The organism is Psychrobacter sp. H25 (genome assembly GCF_059076335.1).
This window is the reverse complement of record NZ_JCACRV010000001.1, coordinates 2,220,374-2,240,492: the sequence shown is the minus strand read 5'-3', so window position 1 is coordinate 2,240,492 and position 20,119 is coordinate 2,220,374. Positions and strand designations below refer to the sequence as shown.

The following is a 20,119-nucleotide window of genomic DNA, read 5'->3' as shown; positions in this document are numbered from 1 at the left end:
AATTGATGCGGTCTCACGGTTACATGATTGATGGTTGCAGTCATCACTGCCAACGGACCCAATAACAGGCGAATAGATTATGGTAGCGATTACTTTACCCGATGGTAGCGTAAAAGATTTCGAAGGTAATACAACAGTCATGGAAGTGGCGCAGAGTATTGGGACGGGACTCGCTAAAGCGACGGTTGCTGGACGTGTAAATGGTCAATTAGTCGATGCGCACGACCCTATCATCGCTGACGCCAATGTCGAAATCGTAACGCCGAAAGATGATGATGGTGTCGATATTATTCGTCATTCATGTGCTCATCTATTAGGGCATGCGGTTAAGCAGCTTTATCCTGACGTCAAAATGGTCATTGGTCCTGTTATTGACGATGGCTTTTATTATGACATTTTTAGTGAGACACCGTTCACACCTGAGCATATGGAAGCGATTGAAAAGCGCATGATGGCGCTGATCAAGCAGGACTATGACGTTATCAAAAAGATGACGCCACGTGCTGAAGCGATCGAGATATTCGAGTCACGCAATGAAGACTATAAGTTAAAGCTGATCAATGATATGCCAGGCGAAGAAGCCTTTGGTTTGTATCATCACCAAGAATATGTCGATATGTGCCGTGGTCCGCACGTACCAAATACTCGCTTTTTGAAAGTATTCAAACTGACCAAAATGTCAGGTGCTTATTGGCGCGGCGATGCCAAAAATGAGCAGCTACAACGTATTTATGGTACAGCGTGGGCAGATAAGAAGCAGTTAAAAGCTTATATACAGCGTATCGAAGAAGCCGAAAAACGTGACCATCGTAAGATTGGTAAAGCATTGAACTTGTTCCACATGCAAGAGCAAGCGCCAGGTATGGTGTTCTGGCATGCCAACGGTTGGACAATTTACCAAGTACTTGAGCAATATATGCGTAAAGTGCAATACGATAACGGCTATGAAGAGATCAAAACGCCACAAATTGTTGATCGTAGTCTGTGGGAACGCTCGGGCCATTGGGGCAACTATGCGACCAATATGTTTACGACTGCCAGTGAAAACCGTGATTATGCAGTGAAACCGATGAATTGCCCTTGCCACGTGCAAGTATTCAATCAAGGCCTAAAGTCTTACCGTGACTTGCCACTGCGTATGGCTGAGTTTGGTTCTTGTCATCGTAACGAGCCATCAGGGTCATTACATGGTTTGATGCGCGTACGCGGTTTTACGCAAGATGATGCACATATTTTCTGTACTCAGGCACAGATTCAGCAAGAAGTAGCTGACTTTATTAAGCTAACGCTCGCTGTTTATGAAGATTTTGGCTTTGATAATATCATTATGAAGCTCTCTACCCGTCCTGAAAAACGTGTTGGTAGCGATGAATCATGGGACTTCGCAGAAAAAGCCTTAGCAGATGCGCTTGATAGCTCAGGGCTAGACTGGGATTACCTACCTGGTGAAGGTGCATTCTATGGTCCAAAGATTGAGTTCAGTCTAAAGGATTCATTAGGTCGTATTTGGCAGTGCGGCACCATTCAGGTTGATCCAAACATGCCTGAGCGTCTCGATGCAGAGTTCGTCAATGAGCAAAACGATCGTGAAGTCCCTATTATGTTGCACCGTGCAATCTTAGGTTCATTTGAGCGTTTCATTGGTATTTTGATCGAAAACTATGCCGGTTGGATGCCAGTATGGTTAGCACCGCAACAAGTTGTGGTGATGAATATCACTGATAAACAAGCTGATGCCTGTGAAAGCGTCGTTAGCGAGCTCAAAAATGCAGGTTTGCGCGCTATTAGCGACTTGCGTAACGAAAAGATTGGATTTAAGATACGAGAGAAAACATTAGAACGTATTCCCTATATGCTAGTATTAGGGGATAAAGAAGTCGAATCGGGCAGCGTCAACGTCCGAACTCGCGAAGGTGAGAACCTTGGCGTCATGAGTATTTCTGAATTTATTACATTAGTACAGACCGCTGTCAGCAAGAAAGGCCGACAGACCCCAAAAACAGATGAGGAGTAATACCTATTAAACAGTCAAACCGTTTGAACATCAACGAAGATATCAACGTCAAAGAAGTCCGTCTCGTCAAAGAAGATGGCGAGCAAATGGGCGTGGTTGATATCGCAACCGCGATGAAAGCGGCACGTGATGAAAACCTAGATTTGGTTGAGTTAGTTCCTGAAGCTAAGCCACCAGTATGTAAGATCATGGATTATAAACATTTCCTCTATGATCAGAAGCAAAAGGCTAAAGAAGCTAAGAAAAACCAAAAGCAGACTCAGCTCAAAGAGATGAAGCTACGTCCTAGTACCGAAGAAGCTGATTATCAGGTTAAACTGAGAAAAATCGTAAGCTTCTTGGAAGATCAAGACAAAGTTAAAATTAGCATCCGTTTCCGCGGACGTGAAATGGCGCACCAAGATATTGGTCGCAAACAACTTGATCGTATCATTGAAGATACTGCTGATATCTCAAACGTCGAACAATACCCTAAGATGGAAGGTCGTCAAATGGGTATGCTGCTCGGACCTACTAAGAAAAAGTAATCTGTTAGTGAGATTACTTTGAGTAGTGGCTGTTAGTCGATATAGCTATTTATAACTCTGACCATCAATATGCTGCGGGATATTGATGGTTTTTTATTACCTGTGCTGATGCAGACCTCCTTGAAATGACGGCAGGGAAATGTGTGTAGCCAGATATAATTGGCTGACGCTATTTTACAAAACCCACCTTCTCAACTATTTGATTACGCGGTAATCTAAAGGTCTGTTTTATATTTGCTAATCAGCATTTATTCGAACGTTTTAGGTAAGTGTATAAAAATAACGTACATCATGACCATCAGAGTCATTGACAACAAACACTACTTTTATCAGACATCAAAGGAAATTTCATGCAAGAATTGACACCGCCAGAAAACGCCGCAACTCCTACTATATCTCTCACAGCGCCTGAGCCTGTCAAAGAAATACAGAAAAGTGAAGCCGATCAGATGGTCAAGTTGGATGAAAGCCAAATTCCAGAACTCGATGCCAAAGTTGATGCATTTGTCGATCATGTGATTACCAATTCAGTGCATAGTCCAGAGTTTCAGCAAAACGTTCAATCTATCCATAATCTAGGGACAAAAGAGATTCGTGAATCGGCACAAGTCTCTAATCGTATGCTGGATCTACCAGCAAAAAGTCTCAATGACAGTTTGTTTGACAACTCCCCTATTGCAAAGTCTTTAACTGAGCTACGCGGTATTGTGGAAGATTTAGACCCAAGTAAAAAAGAGCTGACTAACTCACGTAAGCTATTCGGTCTGATACCATTCGGTAATAAAGTACAGGACTATTTCCGTCAGTATGAGTCCGCTCAATCGCACATTAATGCTGTTGTGACCAGTCTATACAATGGCAAAGATGAGCTGCTCAAAGACAATGCAATGATTGAGCAAGAAAAAGTCAATATGTGGGAGCTGATGCAATCTATTCGCCAATATGTCTATGTTGGCAAAAAGATTGATGAGCAGTTGGAGCAAAAGGTCTACGCGATCGAAGCAACAGATCCAGAAAAAGCGCGCATCATTAAAGAAGAGATGCTGTTTTATGTCCGTCAAAAAAACACCGACTTTTTGACCCAATTAGCAGTAAATGTACAAGGCTATCTGGCACTGGATACCATTCGCCGTAATAACTTAGAGCTAATTAAAGGCGTTGATCGTGCAACCACGACCACCGTTTCAGCGCTGCGTACGGCTGTTGTCGTTGCCCAAGCAATGACCAATCAAAAACTGGTACTAGATCAAATCACAGCATTGAACAAGACCACCAGTAGCTTGATTGAGTCAACCTCGGCAATGCTCAAGCGTCAGTCAGGCGAGATCCATGAGCAAGCGACCAGCAGTAGTATTGAACTTGATAAACTGCAAAACGCCTTCAACAATGTCTATGACACTATGGATATGATCAGTAATTATAAAATTGAAGCGCTAGAAAATATGAAGCAAACGGTCAATACCTTGACCACTGAAGTAGATAAAGCACAAAAATATTTGGATAAATCAAATCAAACTACGGTGCTCGAAGTTTCAAAAGAGCTGGATAGCAAAAAAATCACTAACCAATCAAGCAGTGTCGATATTGATATTTGATTTATCTATATAGCAGTCACTAAAAGTTGGCTGCTTCCTGCTATCGAATACACATAAGACAATTGACGCAAGATATTGCGCCGTTGTTCGTGTTAAGATAGCCCCTATTAATAGTCTTAAAAATAGATACGGTAATTTATGAGTTGGAATGATCCAAACGCCTCGAGTGAGGCAAAAAAATATGACAACCCGATTCCTAGTCGCGAACTGATACTCAGTACGATTAATGAACATGGGGAAGTCACACATCAACAATTGGCGAAAGCCTTTAGTATTGACGATCCAGATCAATTCGATGCTTTAGGCAATCGTCTAAAAGCCATGGCACGTGACGGACAAGTAAATCGTGAAGGTCGTCCTTATCGCTATCGCACAGTCACTAAGCAAGATATCGTCACAGGTATGGTGTCTGCACATCCAAAGGGTTTTGGGTTTGTGGTATTGAGTGATATGCCAGATTTGTTTTTGCATGAAAAGCAAATGCGCTGGGTATTCAATGGCGATACGGTAGAAGCTGTCGGTACATCAACAGACAACCGTGGTCGCACTGAAGGTCGCATCGTCGATGTGGTTGAACGTCGCCAAAACAACTTCATTGGGACGCTTGCACGTGATGAAGACGGCTACTGCGTGGAGCTTGGTAGTCCAAACAACCATCAGCCAATTACCGTTACTGATGAAAATGTACAAGCACTAAATGCTAAGCAAGGCGCACCTGTCAAAGTTGATATCATTGACTGGCCAAACCAGCATGAGTTTGGTACAGGTAAGATCACTGAAGTCCTATCTGACGATAATGATCGTGAATTGATCATCGAAACAACCCTTCTTAACTATGATATTCCATCAGAGTTCAGTGAGGCGGCTCTCAAGCAAGCTGGTGACTATCAAGAACCAACTGAAAATGATATCAAAGGTCGTAAAGACTTGCGCCATCTACCGCTTGTTACTATCGATGGTGAAGATGCGCGTGATTTCGATGATGCTGTATTTGCTGAGAAACGCTCTGGTGGTAACTACCGTGTGGTGGTTGCAATTGCTGATGTTAGCTACTATGTCACGCCGAATTCACCACTTGATCAAGATGCGTATGAGCGCGGTACGTCCGTATACTTCCCGCATCGCGTGATTCCCATGCTACCTGAAGTGCTCTCTAATGGACTGTGTTCACTGAATCCTAATCTAGATCGTCTATGTATGGTCGCTGATATTAAGATATCGCGAGCAGGCAAGGTAACAGGATATGAGTTTTATCCATCAGTCATGCATTCACAAGCACGTCTAACCTATAATCAAGTAAACGATTATTTGGTGAACCCGAATGACAAGCGACTACCTAAGTCATTGACGGGTAACAAAGAGGTTAAAAAGTCTGTTGATACCCTACATCAGTTGTATGAACTACTGCTCAAAAAGCGTGAAGAACGTCATGCAATGGAATTTGAAACGGTTGAAACGTACATCAAGTTCAACGAAAAAGGTGGCATCGAAGCGATTTTGCCACGCACTCGTGGTGACTCTCAAAAGCTAATCGAAGAGTGTATGCTCCTTGCTAACACCTGTGCGGCTAACTTTGCGCTGAAACACGAGTTACCAGTCTTATATCGTAACCATGATAAGCCTGATAACGAGAAGTCGATGCGTATCCATGAATATGCAAAAAACTTTGGCTTGCCGTTCCCAGAAGAGAACCCAACGCAAGCGGATTATCAGCGGATTATTGAAGCGACCAAAGACAGACCAGATGCAATCAGTATTCATAGCATGCTACTACGTTCGATGATGCAAGCAAACTATGCACCTGACAATATTGGTCACTTTGGCTTGGCTTATGACGAATATAGCCACTTTACCTCGCCTATTCGCCGTTACCCAGATCTGATGCTGCATCGTGGTATCAAGGCGCAAGTAACGAACAGCAAGCAGCCTGTTATGGACTTCTCGCTTGAAGGTGCTGGTACGCAGACCTCAGACACAGAACGCCGTGCAGAAAAGGCGTCACGATTTGTAGAGTCATGGCTCAAGTGTCATTACATGACTGACCATGTTGGTGAAGAGTTTGAAGGTGTAGTGACTACGGTTACTAGTTTTGGTCTGTTTGTTACATTGACTGACTTATACATCGATGGTTTGGTACATATCTCAAACGTCGGTGATGACTTCTTTGTCTATGATGAGCAGCAGCAACAGCTTATCGGTAAAGACAAAGGTACATTATTTGGACTTGGTGACTCAGTCAAAGTACAAGTTGCTGGCGTGAACATGGACCTACTGCAAATTGATTTTGATTTAAAAGAAAAATTGCAGTCGAGTGCCATGAACCAGTCAAAGAAACAGCCTGCTAAAAAAGATCAGCCTAAAAAGAGTCCTGCGAAAAGAAGTAATAATCGCAGAGGGTCTAGCAAAAAAAGCTAATCCGTAACTGAGATCGCAATACTACAAATAAAAAGGGCTAACGTTATCGTTGGCCCTTTTTATTTATGTGCACTTCAACTATAAGATAAGTCGATGATTACTGTGCATTATTCATTTGATCCAAGCGATCTTGCTCAGATTGCTGTGCTTGATTGATTTTGTTAGTGGCATCGTCTAGCATGGCTTTTGGCTGTTCGCCAAGTGGCTTACTAGTAATAGCTGTCGCGTTGTCCTGACTACTATCTGCATCAGTAGCTGAATCAGTAGCGACAGTACTGACGGCAACCTCCCTATTTTTCTCGCGACTGTTACCGTTTATGATATTAAAGCCCAACAGTGCGACTATGCCAATCACTGCAAATATAATGACATGTTTCATTTCCATAAAAAACCCCGTGTTTGACTCACCATCAAATACGGGTTTCGTTGCACTTTTTGTGCCTATCTTGTGAAGCAGTAACTGAATATCAGTAATAGTAAATAAAATGAAAAACAACATGCAGATCGCCATAGTTACTTATGCGGACGAAAGCTTAATAGATATCGCTTGTTAAAAAACATGTTAGAGCAGTAACCTCAAAATGTGATAAACACAAATAACATTAATAAGGGTGGTCTGATACTATCAATCAACGCCGCTCAAAAAACAAAGCAACTGAAAATGAGATAAGGAACATTTATGGAAAAGGTACTGGTCAGCGCTTGTCTGTTGGGCAAACCTGTACGATACAATGGCAAGGGATTAGCAGCAGCCAGTGACCTTCTGACACGGTGGCAAATAGAAGGACGACTGGTTTTAGTGTGTCCAGAGGTCGACGCAGGTATGAGCATACCAAGAGCGCCTGCAGAGATCGTACGCGGTGATGGTACTGATGTCTGGCTGGGTAAATCGGAGGTTATAGAAGAGACAGGCACTGATGTAAGCGTGTATTTCAAAAAAGGGGCTCAGTTGGCATTGGCACTGTGTCAAAAACATCATATTAAAGTAGCAGTGCTGACTGAAAGCAGCCCTTCTTGTGGTAGTAATACCATATACAACGGCCATTTTAGCAATAATAAGATAGCAGGTATGGGCGTGACGGCAGCGCTACTGAGAAAGCATGGTATTGAGGTTTTTAGTCAATATGATCTTGTTGCTGCTGATAGCGCATTACAGTCCGTCATGCCCACAGGGGATTAGACTGTCTATTATCTAATAGGGTTTACTCTTGCGGACTATTGTTATTGAGTAAATCCGTCTCATCTGAGCTTTGAGCAATCTCTTGCTCGACTTTTTCCATTAGCTTGTCATCAGGGCGAGCATCGAGAACATCATTAACGCTGCGGCCTTGTAAAATAAGCTTGGAGCGTGCTTTTGCTTGCTTCTTATCCTTATCATCAACATGACGCTCATCATTTGCTGGTGCATCAGGCATGGTAGGCGTAATTGTCAGGTCAGATTTGTCGCTGCCAGCATTACTCTGCATATGCTCAAAGGCTTTTTCTAATTTGTTATTGAATCTGAGACGATAAATAGGTTCAGGCAAGCTAAAACCTTGATTTTCTAACGCATGTTTGGTTTCGCGAATGGCAATACTACGTGCTTTTAAAAAGTCCGTTTCGGATTGATCAACCCACACTTGAAATTCAAGCACGATATTAGAATCACCTACATTGGTAATAATCGCAATTGCTTTTGGCTCTTCTAATACAAATGCTAATGTATGTATCGCATCCAGCCCTACTTTGATTGCCGCCAATGGATCATCATTGGCATCCACACCCAACTCAAAGGTGAAGCGACGCTCGGGATTTTTGGTATAGTTTAAGATCGTACCTTTAAACACTTCAGCATTTGGAATACGTAGCTGATTGCCATCTAGCGTCATTAATATCGTCGCACGTGACGTCAGACGAACCACAATCCCCTCTTGACCATTAATCACTACTTGATCACGTGCACGAAATGGCTGACGGATACTGAGCATTAAAGAAGCAATGTAGTTTTCGATAGTGTCTTTGACCGCAAAACCGACCGCGATACCAATGACACCAGCACCGCCGAGCAACGTGCCCAATACTGTTTCTGCACCGATCAAGCTCAGTGCCAGAATAAGACCAAAAATAATAAAGATAACCTTGATGGTCTGCGACAAGAGCTCAGCGACAAAAGGATTGGGCGTGAGGCGCTGCCACATTTTTTTGCGTCTAGATAACCAACTACCAAACCATGTCACGAGTGCAAATATGACGATACCAACCAGCAATAAAGGCAGCGCCTTTACTAGGTTTTCCAGTTGCGCTTTTAGACCCTGATAAACTGTCGATACGTTTTCTTGAACATCTAGTGTGCGGTTGATATTGTCATCAACCGTTACGACGTCTGTCAAACGGTTGGTCAGATTGATGGCTTGCTGCGCCTTTTTTTCGTTGGCAGTCTCTCCCGCTAAGGTGACGACACCTTGAGTAACACTGACAGTGACAGCTTGTAATCCTTCTATTTCAGAAAAGATACCATTGATTCGCTGACGGATGTCGTTGTCTTTTTGGAGGGTGGGTGTGGTTTCAATTTGACCATTATTGGTACTTTCGCCATTGATTGCGGGTGGCGGGGCAGGAGTCGGTGTGGAAATGTTGGTTTCTGACGTGTCGTCATCTGCTGTCGTTGTATTATCAGGTATTGCGTCCTCTACACCCAATGCCGCTGCAATACCAGAAACCTCTTCACCAGCAGCATAGGCTGGCAACGTACAAAGGATGCTTAGTAGCAACACCATTTGACCCCACGCTCTTAGAAGATGACGTATCCTTGGGCGGTCAAGATAAGTGTCCATAAGCATCCTTTGCTGTTATAGAGTTTGTACCATTACGTTTTTACTAACTTTGAGCTTTAGCTGTCTAGATAGCGCTGCGCCTCACTCAAGTTCAATGTGCCTTCGTAGATAGCACGGCCAGTAATGATACCTTCGATACAGTCGCCATAAGGCTTCAATAGCTCAATGTCTTTCATATCAGTAACGCCACCTGAGGCAATCACTGGTAATCCGCCTTCACGTGCCAAATTGACGGTTTGCTCTACATTAACGCCTTGCATCATGCCATCACGGGCAATATCAGTATACACAATAGAGGAGACACCGACATCAGCAAAACGCTTGGCAAGCTCAGTTGCCTTGGTATCGGTAACATTTGCCCAGCCATGTGTCGCCACCATACCGTCTTTGGCATCGATACCAACGATAATATGTCCTGCAAACTCACGACAAGCTTCTGCGACAAAACTAGGATCTTCGACCGCTTTTGTCCCAATGATAATATAAGTCAAACCTGCAGTGATGTACTGCTCAATGGTATTCATATTACGCACTCCGCCACCCAACTGAATAGGCAAGTTCGGATAGGCTTTGGTAATATCATTGACCACTTGTCTGTGCACGGGGACGCCATCAAAAGCCCCATTCAAATCGACCAAATGCAGACGACGTGCGCCTTCATCTACCCAACGTGCTGCCATCGCAACCGGATCGTCAGAGAATACCGTATCATCTTCCATACGGCCTTGTTTTAAACGTACACATTTACCATCTTTTAAATCAATAGCCGGGATAATGACAGGTACAGCACACATATAGCATTCCTTATAAAGCACAGTATTGGTAATAAATTTAGACAAGCATATTTTTGGAAATCAAACGATATCAGAGCATTACACAATAATAGAAAACACCACTCAACAGCGGTATAAATCACAGACAGATTATAAACCAGATAAAAAAGTCAAAATCTGCTCAGATAGAAATCGGAAATGAGGGAAACCAAACAATCATAACCATAAGTTTTCGTATTTGGAATCACCACCAACATTCGTTAAATTCCATTACTGACTGGCAATTTTAGGTCAATTTAGCGTATAATCCTAGGTAAATTTTTATTTGTTTCTATGTGATGGTAACCAGGTGTTACGCTTTTTTTTGAGTCATTATTACTTAGTCGTAATTCAAGAGGACTCAGAGACAAAGAGCAATATCTGAATGTATCCGTATGATATTGACTGATATATTGCCCAAAAAGGTTATAATAGAAATCTAATCTGGTAGCCTGTATACCACCGATTCTGCAGTATTAAGCCCCATTGGATACCTTTTAAATTCCTGTCACTAGCCAACAATATCAGAACCGTTAGACCTAGCGTTGTAGCAGCTCATCACAACGATGTGATCCTGCTGACCTAGATTATCTTTTAGCCAGTTTATCATCTACTCAATAGATCGTTATGTGGTCACACTTCTAACAAATCAGGTATGTTTGACTGATACTGATTGGATAAAGGTGGTCCCTATACTGGTGTTACAAGTTTTAAATTTCAATGAAACGTGTGATAGGACTGTTATTTTCAAAATACTTTCTTTTAGCAATGTGCTTTAGAGGATTAATTTGGCTTAATAGTTTTAGCATACACCTTGGTAGCCAGTCGCCACTTTGGTAATTCGAATAAGACATTAACGTGTTGTTAAGGAGTCTAAGGTCAGCGTTAATACTCTTAATAGTAGTTATGATTATGTATTGTCCCAACAGAGCTTTCATCCCTATTTCGATATAGAAATAGACGATTGAAGGCTCTATTGAGTGATACAGGTTTTCATACTACCGATGTGCCAAACAGGATGTCTGGTATCGTTTTAGACTATGGACTAAGTTTTCGCTTATGATTACCATCAAAAAAGGTTTGGATTTGCCCATTACCGGTGAACCCTCCCGCGAGATATCTGAGCACCAACCGACACATGTAGCACTTGTCGGCTATGACTATGTGGGTATGAAACCTACAATGAATGTCAAAGAAGGTGACATTGTAGCCAAAGGTCAGCCCGTTTTTGAAGATAAAAAACGTGTCGGCGTCATCTACACTGCCCCTGCTGCCGGTAAGGTCGTCGCTGTTAAACGTGGCGAACGTCGAGTGTTTGAGAGTCTTGTGATTGCGGTCGACCCAAATGGTGAAGAAGTAGACTTTGAGCGCTATGACTCACAGCAGCTTGCTGACCTAGACTCTGAAGTCGTTGAAACCCAGCTGATTGCCTCTGGCGAATGGACAGCGTTTCGCACGCGTCCCTATAGCCGCGCACCAGAAATCGGTGCTCGTCCACACGCTATCTTTGTCACAGCGACAGATACCAACCCATTAGCGCTTGACCCAATGCTGGTGATCAATGAGCAGCTACAAGCGTTCAATGATGGCCTTGCTGTACTGTCTACGCTCACGCCAAAGACCTTTGTCTGTCATCACGGTGATGCCAAACTGACGCCAGTTGCAAAGACTGCTGCGGATAACGTCACTGAGTATCATGGTTTTGCTGGAAAACATCCAGCCGGTCTTGCTGGTACGCACATTCACTTTTTGCATCCGATTATGCGCGGTGTGACCGTATGGACAGTTGGCTATCAAGACGTGATCGCGATTGGTAAGCTGTTTACGACAGGTCGTCTATATACTCGCCGTATGCTGAGCTTAGCTGGTCCTGAGGTTACCAATCCGCATTTGGTTGCGACCGAGCGTGGTGCTGATATTACGGCATTAACCAAAGGCAAGCTTTCTGCTGGCGAGAATCGAATTATTTCAGGATCAGTATTGTCTGGTCGCAAAGTGTTTGACAATGTGGCTTATCTGGGTCGTTTTCACAACCAGATCAGTGTACTGACTGAAGGTCATGAGCGCCCAGCGTTTCATTTCTTTAGCCCAGGTAAAAACCGCTTCTCAAAGCTGCCTATCTATATCTCGCAGTTCTTTGGTGGCAAAAAATACAACTTTACTACTACAAGCAATGGCTCACCACGAGCGATGGTACCAATCGGTGTCTATGAAGAAGTCATGCCACAAGATTACCTACCCACTCAGTTACTACGTGCATTGATTGTCGAAGACATTATTAGTGCTGTAGATTTGGGCGTTCTTGAATTGGATGAAGAAGACTTGGCACTATGCACCTTTGTATCTCCTGGCAAATATGAGTTCGGTGATATTTTGCGTGATAATTTAACGCGCATTGAGCTGGAGGGCTAACCACGATGAAATTTTTACACAATATGTTCGATCGTATGGAGCCATCTTTCACCAAAGGCGGCAAACACGAAAAGTACTATGCTATTTTTGAGATGTTTGATACGTTTCTGCGTCAACCAGGTACAACGACATTTGCCTCATCACATGTACGCGACGGGATCGACCTAAAGCGTATTATGATTACGGTATGGCTATGTACGTTCCCAGCGATGTTTTGGGGTATGTACAACATCGGTCATCAAGCACTGACGGCTATCGCCCAGCTTGGTCTACAGCCCGACGGCTGGCGTACTGTCATCACTAGCATGGCAGGCTATAACCCAGACAGTATCTGGGCAAGCTTCGTTTACGGGGCCATGCAATTTTTACCTATTTATATCGTGACTTTTGCTGTTGGTATTCTCTGTGAGATTATCTTCGCGGTCGTACGCGGGCATGAAGTTAACGAAGGTTTCTTTGTAACTTCGGTTCTGTTTGCGCTATGTCTACCACCAGATATTCCTTTATGGCAAGTTGCCTTGGGTATTATCTTTGGTGTAGTCGTCGCAAAAGAAGTGTTCGGTGGTACCGGTAAAAACTTCCTGAACCCTGCCCTATCAGGTCGTGCGTTCTTATACTTTGCTTATCCAGCCTATATGTCTGGTGACTCAGTATGGACAGCTGTAGATGGATTCTCAGGTGCAACCCCTCTCGGTCTTGCCGCGCTTGGTGTGGTTCCTCAAGACTTCGTTGATGTCTATGGCAATGCGATCACGTGGAGTGATGCGTTCTTAGGCAACATGCAAGGCAGTATCGGTGAAGTATCAACACTGGCTATCTTGATGGGTGCTGCAGTACTGCTATGGACACGTATTGCCTCTTGGCGCATCATGGCAGGTTGTGTGGTTGGTCTGATTGCGACCTCTCTTGTATTCAATATGATCGGCTCTGATGACAATATGATGATGAGCTTGCCATTCTACTGGCATCTGGTCATTGGTGGCTTTGCATTCGGTGCGGTCTTTATGGCGACCGACCCTGTTTCAGCTGCACATACCAATAAAGGCCGCTGGGCTTATGGTATTTTGATTGGTTTTATGACCGTATTGATTCGTGTCATTAACCCAGCTTTCCCAGAAGGCATCATGCTGGCCATCTTATTTGCCAACTTATTTGCCCCATTGTTTGATTATTTTGTAACTCAAGCAAACATCAAACGCCAAACCGCTCGGAGGGTTCGTTATGTCCAAGCCCAAAAGTAATAACGCAAAAACCATCAGCGTGGCGTTGACGCTATGCTTGGTGTGCTCAGTATTGGTCTCAGCGGTCGCTGTTGGTCTAAAGCCTGCACAAGTCGAAAACGCACGCTTAGACCGCAACAAAAATATCTTGGTTGCTGCTGATCTATATGATGCTGAATCTGATACCGCCGATGATGTTGCTGAACGTTTTAAAGACTTTGATGTCAAAATCATTGATCTAAACGAAGGCACTTATCTCGATGACGATGCGCTAAAAACTGCTGGTATTCCTGATCGTAATGCCTATGACGCCAGTCAAGCGACGAAGAACCAAGCCTTAAGCGAGGACTTAGGTGACAATGATCCTGCTGGTATCGGCCGTAAGCCAAAGTATGCCAAAGTCTATGTCAAAGAAGACGATGCCGGTCAGCCAGAAGCAATTGTGCTACCTATCCAAGGCTACGGTCTATGGGGTACGATTTATGGTTTCTTGACGCTTGAGAGTGATATGAACACCATTAAAGGTATCAGTTTTTATGAGCATAAAGAAACCCCAGGTCTAGGCGCTCGTATCGAGGAGCCTGCGTGGCGCGCACAGTTTAACGGTATTCATTCTTATGATGAAAATGGTGATGTTGCCACGGGCGTCACCAAAGCAGGCAATCCAAAAGACAACTGGGTCGATGGCATCAGCGGTGCAACATTAACCAGCCGCGGCGTGAGCAATATGATTCAGTTTTGGCTCGGTGAGCAAGGCTACAAGCCTTATCTAGATTTGTTACGTAAAGAGAGTGGTCAGACGATTGATAACGCAGACACACAAGCAAGTCAGTCAACGCCGGCAGCTCACCCTAAAACCGAACTGGCAGCCGCGCTACCAGTAGCAAACGGCAAGGAGGCATAACATGGCTGATACTAAAAGTATCTTAACCACGCCTATCTTTGATAATAACCCCATTGGCTTACAGATCCTTGGTATCTGTTCGGCGCTGGCAGTCACAACGAGCATGGCAAACGCCATGGTCATGTGTGTGGCATTAACATTGGTGACGGCATTTTCAAGTTTCTTTATCTCTGTTATCCGTAAAAAGATTCCATCGAGCATTCGTATTATCGTACAGATGACAATTATTGCCTCGCTGGTGATCTTGGTAGATCAGGTGCTAAAAGCGGTTGCTTACGATGTGAGTAAAGGACTGTCGGTCTTCGTTGGTTTGATCATCACCAACTGTATCGTGATGGGCCGTGCTGAAGCCTTTGCGATGAGTAACCCACCCATTCCAAGCTTTTTAGATGGTATTGGTAATGGTCTTGGTTACTCTGCCGTATTACTATTTGTTGCCACTATCCGTGAGCTACTAGGCGCGGGTACATGGTTTGGTATTACCATTCTACAGCCAGTCACTGATGGCGGCTGGTATATACCAAATGGTCTATTACTACTGCCACCATCGGCATTCTTTATCATTAGCTTGTTCATCGCAATCGTCCGTATTTGGAAACCAGAACAGGTTGAAGAAGCTGAGTTTGTAATGAAGCCGCAGTCTAAAGGCATGGCACATGGAGGCGGTCACTAATGGGACATTATATTAGTTTATTTATAACCTCAGTCTTTATTGAGAATATGGCACTGGCGTATTTCTTAGGTATGTGTACTTTTTTGGCCGTATCCAAAAAAGTCTCTACTGCTATCGGTCTGGGTGTTGCCGTTATCGTGGTTATGGCCATCACTGTGCCATTGAACAATCTGTTGTTCCAGTTCATTCTAAAAGACGGTGCGCTGGCATGGGCAGGTTTCCCTGATATCAATTTGAGCTTCTTAGGATTGCTCAGTTATATCGGTTTGATTGCAGCCACTGTACAGATTCTAGAGATGTTCTTGGATAAGTTTGTACCAAGTCTTTATAACGCGCTTGGGGTATTCTTACCACTCATTACGGTAAACTGTGCCATTTTAGGCGGCGTATTGTTTATGGTTGAGCGTGACTATAACTTTGGTGAATCTGTTGTCTATGGTGTGGGTGCAGGCTTCGGTTGGGCACTTGCTATTACCGCCTTGGCAGGTATTCGTGAAAAGCTAAAATACTCAGATATTCCACCGCCGCTACGTGGTCTTGGTATTACCTTTCTCACGGTTGGTCTGATGTCGCTCGGCTTTATGTCGTTCGGTGGTATGTCCATTTAAACCGCTTTGCTCAAAGCTTTTATTAGCCATTTGACCTATTTAACTCATTTATTCGGTAGGTGGTCGGGTACAGTCAAAATGATGTCCCGCTCCCCTACCCCATAGATTAAGGATACCTACCATGGATTACGCTACGGCGATTGGTGGCGTTGCTATGTTTACCTTGATCATCATGGGCCTTGTCGCTATTATTTTGGCGGCGCGCTCAAGACTGGTCAGTTCAGGCGATGTTACTATCCATATCAATGAAAATCCCGATAACGATGTCGTGACACCAGCAGGTGGTAAGCTGCTACAGACTCTTGCAAGCGAAGGTATATTTCTATCTTCAGCCTGCGGTGGTGGTGGTACCTGTGCGCAGTGTCGTTGCCGCGTTATCGAAGGTGGCGGCTCTATTCTGCCCACCGAAGAAGGCTATTTTACTCAAGGCGAAATCCGCAATCACATGCGCTTGGCCTGTCAGGTAGCTGTTAAGCAAGACATGAAGATTGAGATCGACCCTGAGTTCTTTGATGTACAAAAGTGGGAATGTGAAGTTATCTCTAATGATAACGTGGCTACTTTCATCAAAGAGTTGGTACTAAAAATTCCAGAAGGCGAGGAAGTGAACTTCCGTGCTGGTGGTTATGTACAGCTTGAAGCGCCACCGCATGAAGTACATTACAAAGACTTTGCGATTGATGAAGAATATAGAGAAGATTGGGAAAAATTTGGTATCTTCGACTATGTCTCAAAAGTTGATGAGCCTGTTATCCGTGCTTACTCGATGGCCAACTACCCTGAAGAGAAAGGCCTGATCAAGTTCAACATTCGTATCGCAAGTCCACCACCACGTGGCGGTGAAGGTATTCCGCCAGGCAAAATGTCCTCATGGGTATTTAGCCTCGTCCCTGGTGACAAAGTGACGGTTTCAGGTCCTTATGGTGAATTCTTTGCCAAAAAGACTGAAGCTGAAATGATCTTTGTTGGTGGTGGTGCTGGTATGGCTCCGATGCGCTCGCATATCTTTGATCAGCTAAAACGCTTAGACACTGATCGTAAGATCAGTTTCTGGTATGGTGCTCGCTCGATTCGTGAGATGTTCTATGTTGAAGACTATGATCAACTAGAAGAAGAGTTTGATAACTTTGAGTGGCATGTCGCACTGTCTGATCCATTACCAGAAGATAACTGGGAAGGTCCAACAGGGTTTATTCATAATGTGTTGCTCGAAAACTATCTGAAAGACCATCCAAACCCAGAAGATTGTGAGTATTACATGTGTGGGCCACCAATGATGAACGCTGCCGTAATCGACATGCTACATAGCATGGGCGTGGAAGACGAAAACATCATGCTTGATGACTTCGGTGGTTAAACCAGTTAGCTGAATTTAGAAGCATATAAAAGAAGAGTCTCAATTGAGGCTCTTTTTTTATGCCAAAAAAATCATCACGATATTTCAACTACAAATCTAATTGGTAGAATAGCTTTGCTATCCTATATTATGGATGCTCTACACACTAAGAAAGGACTCTTATGAAAACAAAGTACAAGGATCTAACCATCTGGATCACGGGTGCCTCTAGTGGTATTGGTGAAGCCCTCGCTATTGCCTTTGCCAAACGCGGCGCTCGAATCGTTCTAAGTGGACGTGATAGTGAAAAACTAGAAACCGTCAAAAAAAGCTGCAAACGTGCTGGCAAACATATCGTTGTGCCATTTGACATCAGTGATGCCAATCAAACAAAAGCTGCTTATGATACTGCCAAAGCTCAAGCAGGAAAGATCGACTGGCTCATCAACAATGCTGGTATTAGCCAACGCTCGCTCATCATGGAGACAGATGAGGACGTCGAGCGTCAAATTATGGAGATAGACTACTTTGCCCAAACGCGTCTGACGAGACTGATATTGCCTGACATGATTGCACAAGGCGACGGTAAGATCGTCATGGTATCAAGTGTGGCAGGGTTACTAGGCACGCAATATCGCGGTGCGTACGGGGCAGCCAAAGCGGCACTCCATATGTGGGCAAACAGCTTACGTGCCGAGCTGTATGACCAAGGCATAGAAGTGGCGACAATATTCCCAGGGTTTATCCAGACCAACATCTCTATCAATGCGTTAACAGGCGATGGTAGTGCTCAAGGCACTATGGATGAGGCAACCAGTAACGGTCTGACTGCAACTGAGTTTGCCAAACAAGTTGTGAAGGCGCTCACAAAGGGCGAAGAATATATCATTGTCGCTGGCAGTAAAGAAAAGCTGGCAACCAGAGTCAATCGAGTATCACCGCCAAAGCTGTATAAGCTGATACGTGAGTCACAAGTAAAATAATTTGGTCTGCAGTAGATTGTCACTGAAAATTGCCATCATTGGTATTTCTAGGGTCAAGGGGTGTAAAATAAGCATGACTTGTTTTACGCCCTATTCATTTCTGCGTCATACCGAAGATATTATGAAAAATAACACGTACCGCCCAGCTTCCAGAAACCTTTTGAACAACACGCTACTTAGCATCGTCGGTCTTGGTAGTATTATGGGCCTCAGCGCCTGCCAGCAGACACCAGATTATAACTATCTGACTGGTGAAACGATGGGAACAAGCTACCATATTAGCTATCAGCTACCTGACAGTGCAGACGAAGCTGACATACAAGCATCGATTGATGAGCGATTAAAACAAATCAATGACAGCATGTCGACCTACCAGAGTGACTCGACCATATCTAAGTTCAATCAGTTGGGTGCAAATACCCCTATTGTCATTGACGCTGACTTCAGTCGGGTGCTAGATATCTCACAGGTTGTTTACGGACAATCTGGCGGCGCGTTTGATCCTACTGTGATGCCATTAGTAGAAACTTGGGGCTTTGGCAGTACCATGACCGTTGAGCGTTTGCAGAGTCCCCCAACAGCGCTTGAGATTGCTCAAGCAAAAGCGCTGGTAGACTTTGAAAGCATTATAAAAAAAGACCAAACCCTCTATAAGACGAAAGACGGTGTCGAGCTTGATTTTTCTGCGGTTGCTAAAGGATATGGCGTTGATGTGATTGCTGACGTACTCAGAGATGAGTATCAGATTCGTAATTATATGGTTGAGATTGGTGGTGAGATTGCCACTTCCGGTGTGAATAGCCAACAGCAGCCATGGCAGATTGCTATTGATGCGCCTATCGAAGGCAGTACTGTCAGCGAACGCCAAACCATATCTGCCATTCGCCAACCAACTACCACGGCCACCCAAATGCACTTGGCAACCTCGGGCAACTATCGCAATTCTGTCATATTCGATGGTAAACGCTATAGTCATACTATTGATCCAACCACAGGCGAACCCATTGCAGGTGGCGCGCCTTCAGTAACGGTCGCCGCTGACTCTGTTGCACTGGCGGATGCATGGGCGACTGCTCTTACGGCAATGCCTTATCAAAAAGCACTAGATGTGGCTACCACGCAAGATTTAGCCGCCATGTTTGTAATATTGGCTGATGATGTAGAGGTAGGTGGCGCTGATAGTAATACTTTGGATGACGCTACCAACGACAGTATCGACAACTGGCAAGTGGTGCAGACTCCGGCGATGCAAGCATTACGTACAGACAAAAAACGCTAAACCTATGCTGAACTCAGGATCACACAGTAGATGTATAGATGTGAAACAAGAGAATACGTTAACGCAAAACGAGCAGCGCCAAAATTTGCTATAATATAGCTATAGTTGCGAACAAAGTTATTTGTGAAAATCATCCTTTAATATCTAACGCGACTGCCCTATTTTAAATCGAGGTTACCTCTATGCTTAGCCAATTACTCCCGATGCTTGCCATTACCTTTACTGTTTTTGTCCTGTTCTTTATTTTTATGGGTATTGGCTATATGGTCAAGAAAAAACCGCTTAAAGGATCTTGTGGTGGTGTTGCTAAGCTCATGGGTGATGAGCAGTGCTCATTCTGCGGTGACGATCCCAATAAATGTGACTCATTGATGGCTGAACAGCAAGAGAACGCATTAAGAGCGGCTCAACTGGGCAAGTCAGTATAAGTTTCTTTGATTACCTCATGCGGGTAGCATTTACCTGACATCTGTTCGTATAATAGCGTCAAGTCTTCTATAGGAGGCTTGACGCTATTTTTATTGCGCA

17 protein-coding genes are annotated in these 20,119 nt (G+C 44.0%); 14 read left to right on the top strand and 3 right to left on the bottom strand.

Annotation, left to right across the window (positions count from 1 at the left end):
* The first annotated feature begins 79 nt into the window (after positions 1-79).
* From thrS to rnr, 4 genes are all read left to right on the top strand, one after another.
* On the top strand, positions 80-2,014 hold the full coding sequence (gene thrS / locus AC5JPO_RS09090) for a threonine--tRNA ligase (protein WP_493853925.1): 1,935 nt from the start codon (positions 80-82) through the stop codon (positions 2,012-2,014).
* A 23-nt stretch (positions 2,015-2,037) separates the two neighbouring features.
* A complete protein-coding gene (infC, locus tag AC5JPO_RS09085) occupies positions 2,038-2,541 on the top strand; it encodes a translation initiation factor IF-3 (RefSeq protein WP_057762155.1) in 504 nt (167 codons plus the stop codon).
* A 350-nt stretch (positions 2,542-2,891) separates the two neighbouring features.
* Positions 2,892-4,136: a toxic anion resistance protein gene (locus tag AC5JPO_RS09080; protein ID WP_493853924.1), complete on the top strand. Its 1,245-nt coding sequence runs from the start codon at positions 2,892-2,894 to the stop codon at positions 4,134-4,136.
* A 138-nt stretch (positions 4,137-4,274) separates the two neighbouring features.
* Positions 4,275-6,551, top strand: a complete 2,277-nt coding sequence (gene rnr / locus AC5JPO_RS09075; protein WP_493853923.1) for a ribonuclease R — start codon at positions 4,275-4,277, stop codon at positions 6,549-6,551.
* 97 nt (positions 6,552-6,648) lie between these two features.
* Here rnr and AC5JPO_RS09070 read toward each other — a convergent pair whose 3' ends face one another.
* Positions 6,649-6,936, bottom strand: coding sequence for a hypothetical protein (locus tag AC5JPO_RS09070; protein ID WP_493853922.1), 288 nt, complete (start codon positions 6,934-6,936; stop codon positions 6,649-6,651).
* A gap of 294 nt (positions 6,937-7,230) precedes the next feature.
* On the opposite strand from AC5JPO_RS09070, the gene AC5JPO_RS09065 reads away from it, so the two are divergent.
* Positions 7,231-7,731, top strand: coding sequence for a 2-thiouracil desulfurase family protein (locus tag AC5JPO_RS09065; protein ID WP_493844069.1), 501 nt, complete (start codon positions 7,231-7,233; stop codon positions 7,729-7,731).
* Between the two features lie 22 nt (positions 7,732-7,753).
* Here AC5JPO_RS09065 and AC5JPO_RS09060 read toward each other — a convergent pair whose 3' ends face one another.
* Complete coding sequence (locus tag AC5JPO_RS09060; protein WP_493853921.1) at positions 7,754-9,364, bottom strand: mechanosensitive ion channel domain-containing protein; 1,611 nt, start codon at positions 9,362-9,364, stop codon at positions 7,754-7,756.
* Between the two features lie 56 nt (positions 9,365-9,420).
* Positions 9,421-10,158 (bottom strand): 1-(5-phosphoribosyl)-5-[(5-phosphoribosylamino)methylideneamino]imidazole-4-carboxamide isomerase, encoded by a 738-nt coding sequence (hisA, locus tag AC5JPO_RS09055; protein ID WP_493853920.1) that lies wholly within the window; start codon positions 10,156-10,158, stop codon positions 9,421-9,423.
* A 1,077-nt stretch (positions 10,159-11,235) separates the two neighbouring features.
* Between hisA and AC5JPO_RS09050 the strand changes: the two genes are divergently transcribed.
* The 9 genes from AC5JPO_RS09050 (at position 11,236) to nqrM (ending at position 20,019) form a co-directional block, all read left to right on the top strand.
* A complete protein-coding gene (locus AC5JPO_RS09050) occupies positions 11,236-12,588 on the top strand; it encodes a Na(+)-translocating NADH-quinone reductase subunit A (protein WP_493853919.1) in 1,353 nt (450 codons plus the stop codon).
* Between the two features lie 5 nt (positions 12,589-12,593).
* Positions 12,594-13,829 (top strand): NADH:ubiquinone reductase (Na(+)-transporting) subunit B, encoded by a 1,236-nt coding sequence (locus AC5JPO_RS09045; RefSeq protein ID WP_493853918.1) that lies wholly within the window; start codon positions 12,594-12,596, stop codon positions 13,827-13,829.
* Positions 13,810-14,712 (top strand): Na(+)-translocating NADH-quinone reductase subunit C, encoded by a 903-nt coding sequence (locus tag AC5JPO_RS09040; RefSeq protein WP_493853917.1) that lies wholly within the window; start codon positions 13,810-13,812, stop codon positions 14,710-14,712. The genes AC5JPO_RS09045 and AC5JPO_RS09040 overlap by 20 nt, the downstream gene beginning before the upstream one ends.
* 1 nt (position 14,713) lies before the next feature.
* Entirely contained in the window at positions 14,714-15,385 is a 672-nt protein-coding gene (locus AC5JPO_RS09035) for an NADH:ubiquinone reductase (Na(+)-transporting) subunit D (RefSeq protein WP_493853916.1), read from the top strand.
* On the top strand, positions 15,385-15,993 hold the full coding sequence (nqrE, locus tag AC5JPO_RS09030) for an NADH:ubiquinone reductase (Na(+)-transporting) subunit E (protein WP_493853915.1): 609 nt from the start codon (positions 15,385-15,387) through the stop codon (positions 15,991-15,993). Before AC5JPO_RS09035 ends, nqrE begins: the two co-directional genes overlap by 1 nt.
* Before the next feature lie 121 nt (positions 15,994-16,114).
* Positions 16,115-17,350 carry an NADH:ubiquinone reductase (Na(+)-transporting) subunit F gene (gene nqrF / locus AC5JPO_RS09025; RefSeq protein WP_493853914.1) on the top strand — a complete coding sequence of 412 codons (1,236 nt, stop codon included), beginning with the start codon at positions 16,115-16,117 and terminating at the stop codon, positions 17,348-17,350.
* Positions 17,351-17,511: 161 nt separating this feature from the next.
* On the top strand, positions 17,512-18,312 hold the full coding sequence (locus AC5JPO_RS09020; RefSeq protein WP_319050858.1) for an SDR family oxidoreductase: 801 nt from the start codon (positions 17,512-17,514) through the stop codon (positions 18,310-18,312).
* A 121-nt stretch (positions 18,313-18,433) separates the two neighbouring features.
* Positions 18,434-19,591 (top strand): FAD:protein FMN transferase, encoded by a 1,158-nt coding sequence (locus tag AC5JPO_RS09015; protein WP_493853913.1) that lies wholly within the window; start codon positions 18,434-18,436, stop codon positions 19,589-19,591.
* A gap of 182 nt (positions 19,592-19,773) precedes the next feature.
* Positions 19,774-20,019 (top strand): (Na+)-NQR maturation NqrM, encoded by a 246-nt coding sequence (gene nqrM / locus AC5JPO_RS09010; protein ID WP_319050857.1) that lies wholly within the window; start codon positions 19,774-19,776, stop codon positions 20,017-20,019.
* Positions 20,020-20,119 lie beyond the last annotated feature (100 nt).

Coding starts and splice junctions, on each gene's coding strand:
- AC5JPO_RS09045 (WP_493853918.1), top strand. CDS start 12,594: ATGAAATTTTTACACAATATGTTCGATCGTATGGAGCCATCTTTCACC.
- AC5JPO_RS09080 (WP_493853924.1), top strand. CDS start 2,892: ATGCAAGAATTGACACCGCCAGAAAACGCCGCAACTCCTACTATATCT.
- AC5JPO_RS09065 (WP_493844069.1), top strand. CDS start 7,231: ATGGAAAAGGTACTGGTCAGCGCTTGTCTGTTGGGCAAACCTGTACGA.
- AC5JPO_RS09060 (WP_493853921.1), bottom strand. CDS start 9,364: ATGGACACTTATCTTGACCGCCCAAGGATACGTCATCTTCTAAGAGCG.
- AC5JPO_RS09035 (WP_493853916.1), top strand. CDS start 14,714: ATGGCTGATACTAAAAGTATCTTAACCACGCCTATCTTTGATAATAAC.
- AC5JPO_RS09040 (WP_493853917.1), top strand. CDS start 13,810: ATGTCCAAGCCCAAAAGTAATAACGCAAAAACCATCAGCGTGGCGTTG.
- AC5JPO_RS09070 (WP_493853922.1), bottom strand. CDS start 6,936: ATGGAAATGAAACATGTCATTATATTTGCAGTGATTGGCATAGTCGCA.
- AC5JPO_RS09050 (WP_493853919.1), top strand. CDS start 11,236: ATGATTACCATCAAAAAAGGTTTGGATTTGCCCATTACCGGTGAACCC.
- AC5JPO_RS09015 (WP_493853913.1), top strand. CDS start 18,434: ATGAAAAATAACACGTACCGCCCAGCTTCCAGAAACCTTTTGAACAAC.
- nqrF (WP_493853914.1), top strand. CDS start 16,115: ATGGATTACGCTACGGCGATTGGTGGCGTTGCTATGTTTACCTTGATC.
- hisA (WP_493853920.1), bottom strand. CDS start 10,158: ATGTGTGCTGTACCTGTCATTATCCCGGCTATTGATTTAAAAGATGGT.
- AC5JPO_RS09020 (WP_319050858.1), top strand. CDS start 17,512: ATGAAAACAAAGTACAAGGATCTAACCATCTGGATCACGGGTGCCTCT.
- rnr (WP_493853923.1), top strand. CDS start 4,275: ATGAGTTGGAATGATCCAAACGCCTCGAGTGAGGCAAAAAAATATGAC.
- nqrM (WP_319050857.1), top strand. CDS start 19,774: ATGCTTAGCCAATTACTCCCGATGCTTGCCATTACCTTTACTGTTTTT.
- thrS (WP_493853925.1), top strand. CDS start 80: ATGGTAGCGATTACTTTACCCGATGGTAGCGTAAAAGATTTCGAAGGT.
- nqrE (WP_493853915.1), top strand. CDS start 15,385: ATGGGACATTATATTAGTTTATTTATAACCTCAGTCTTTATTGAGAAT.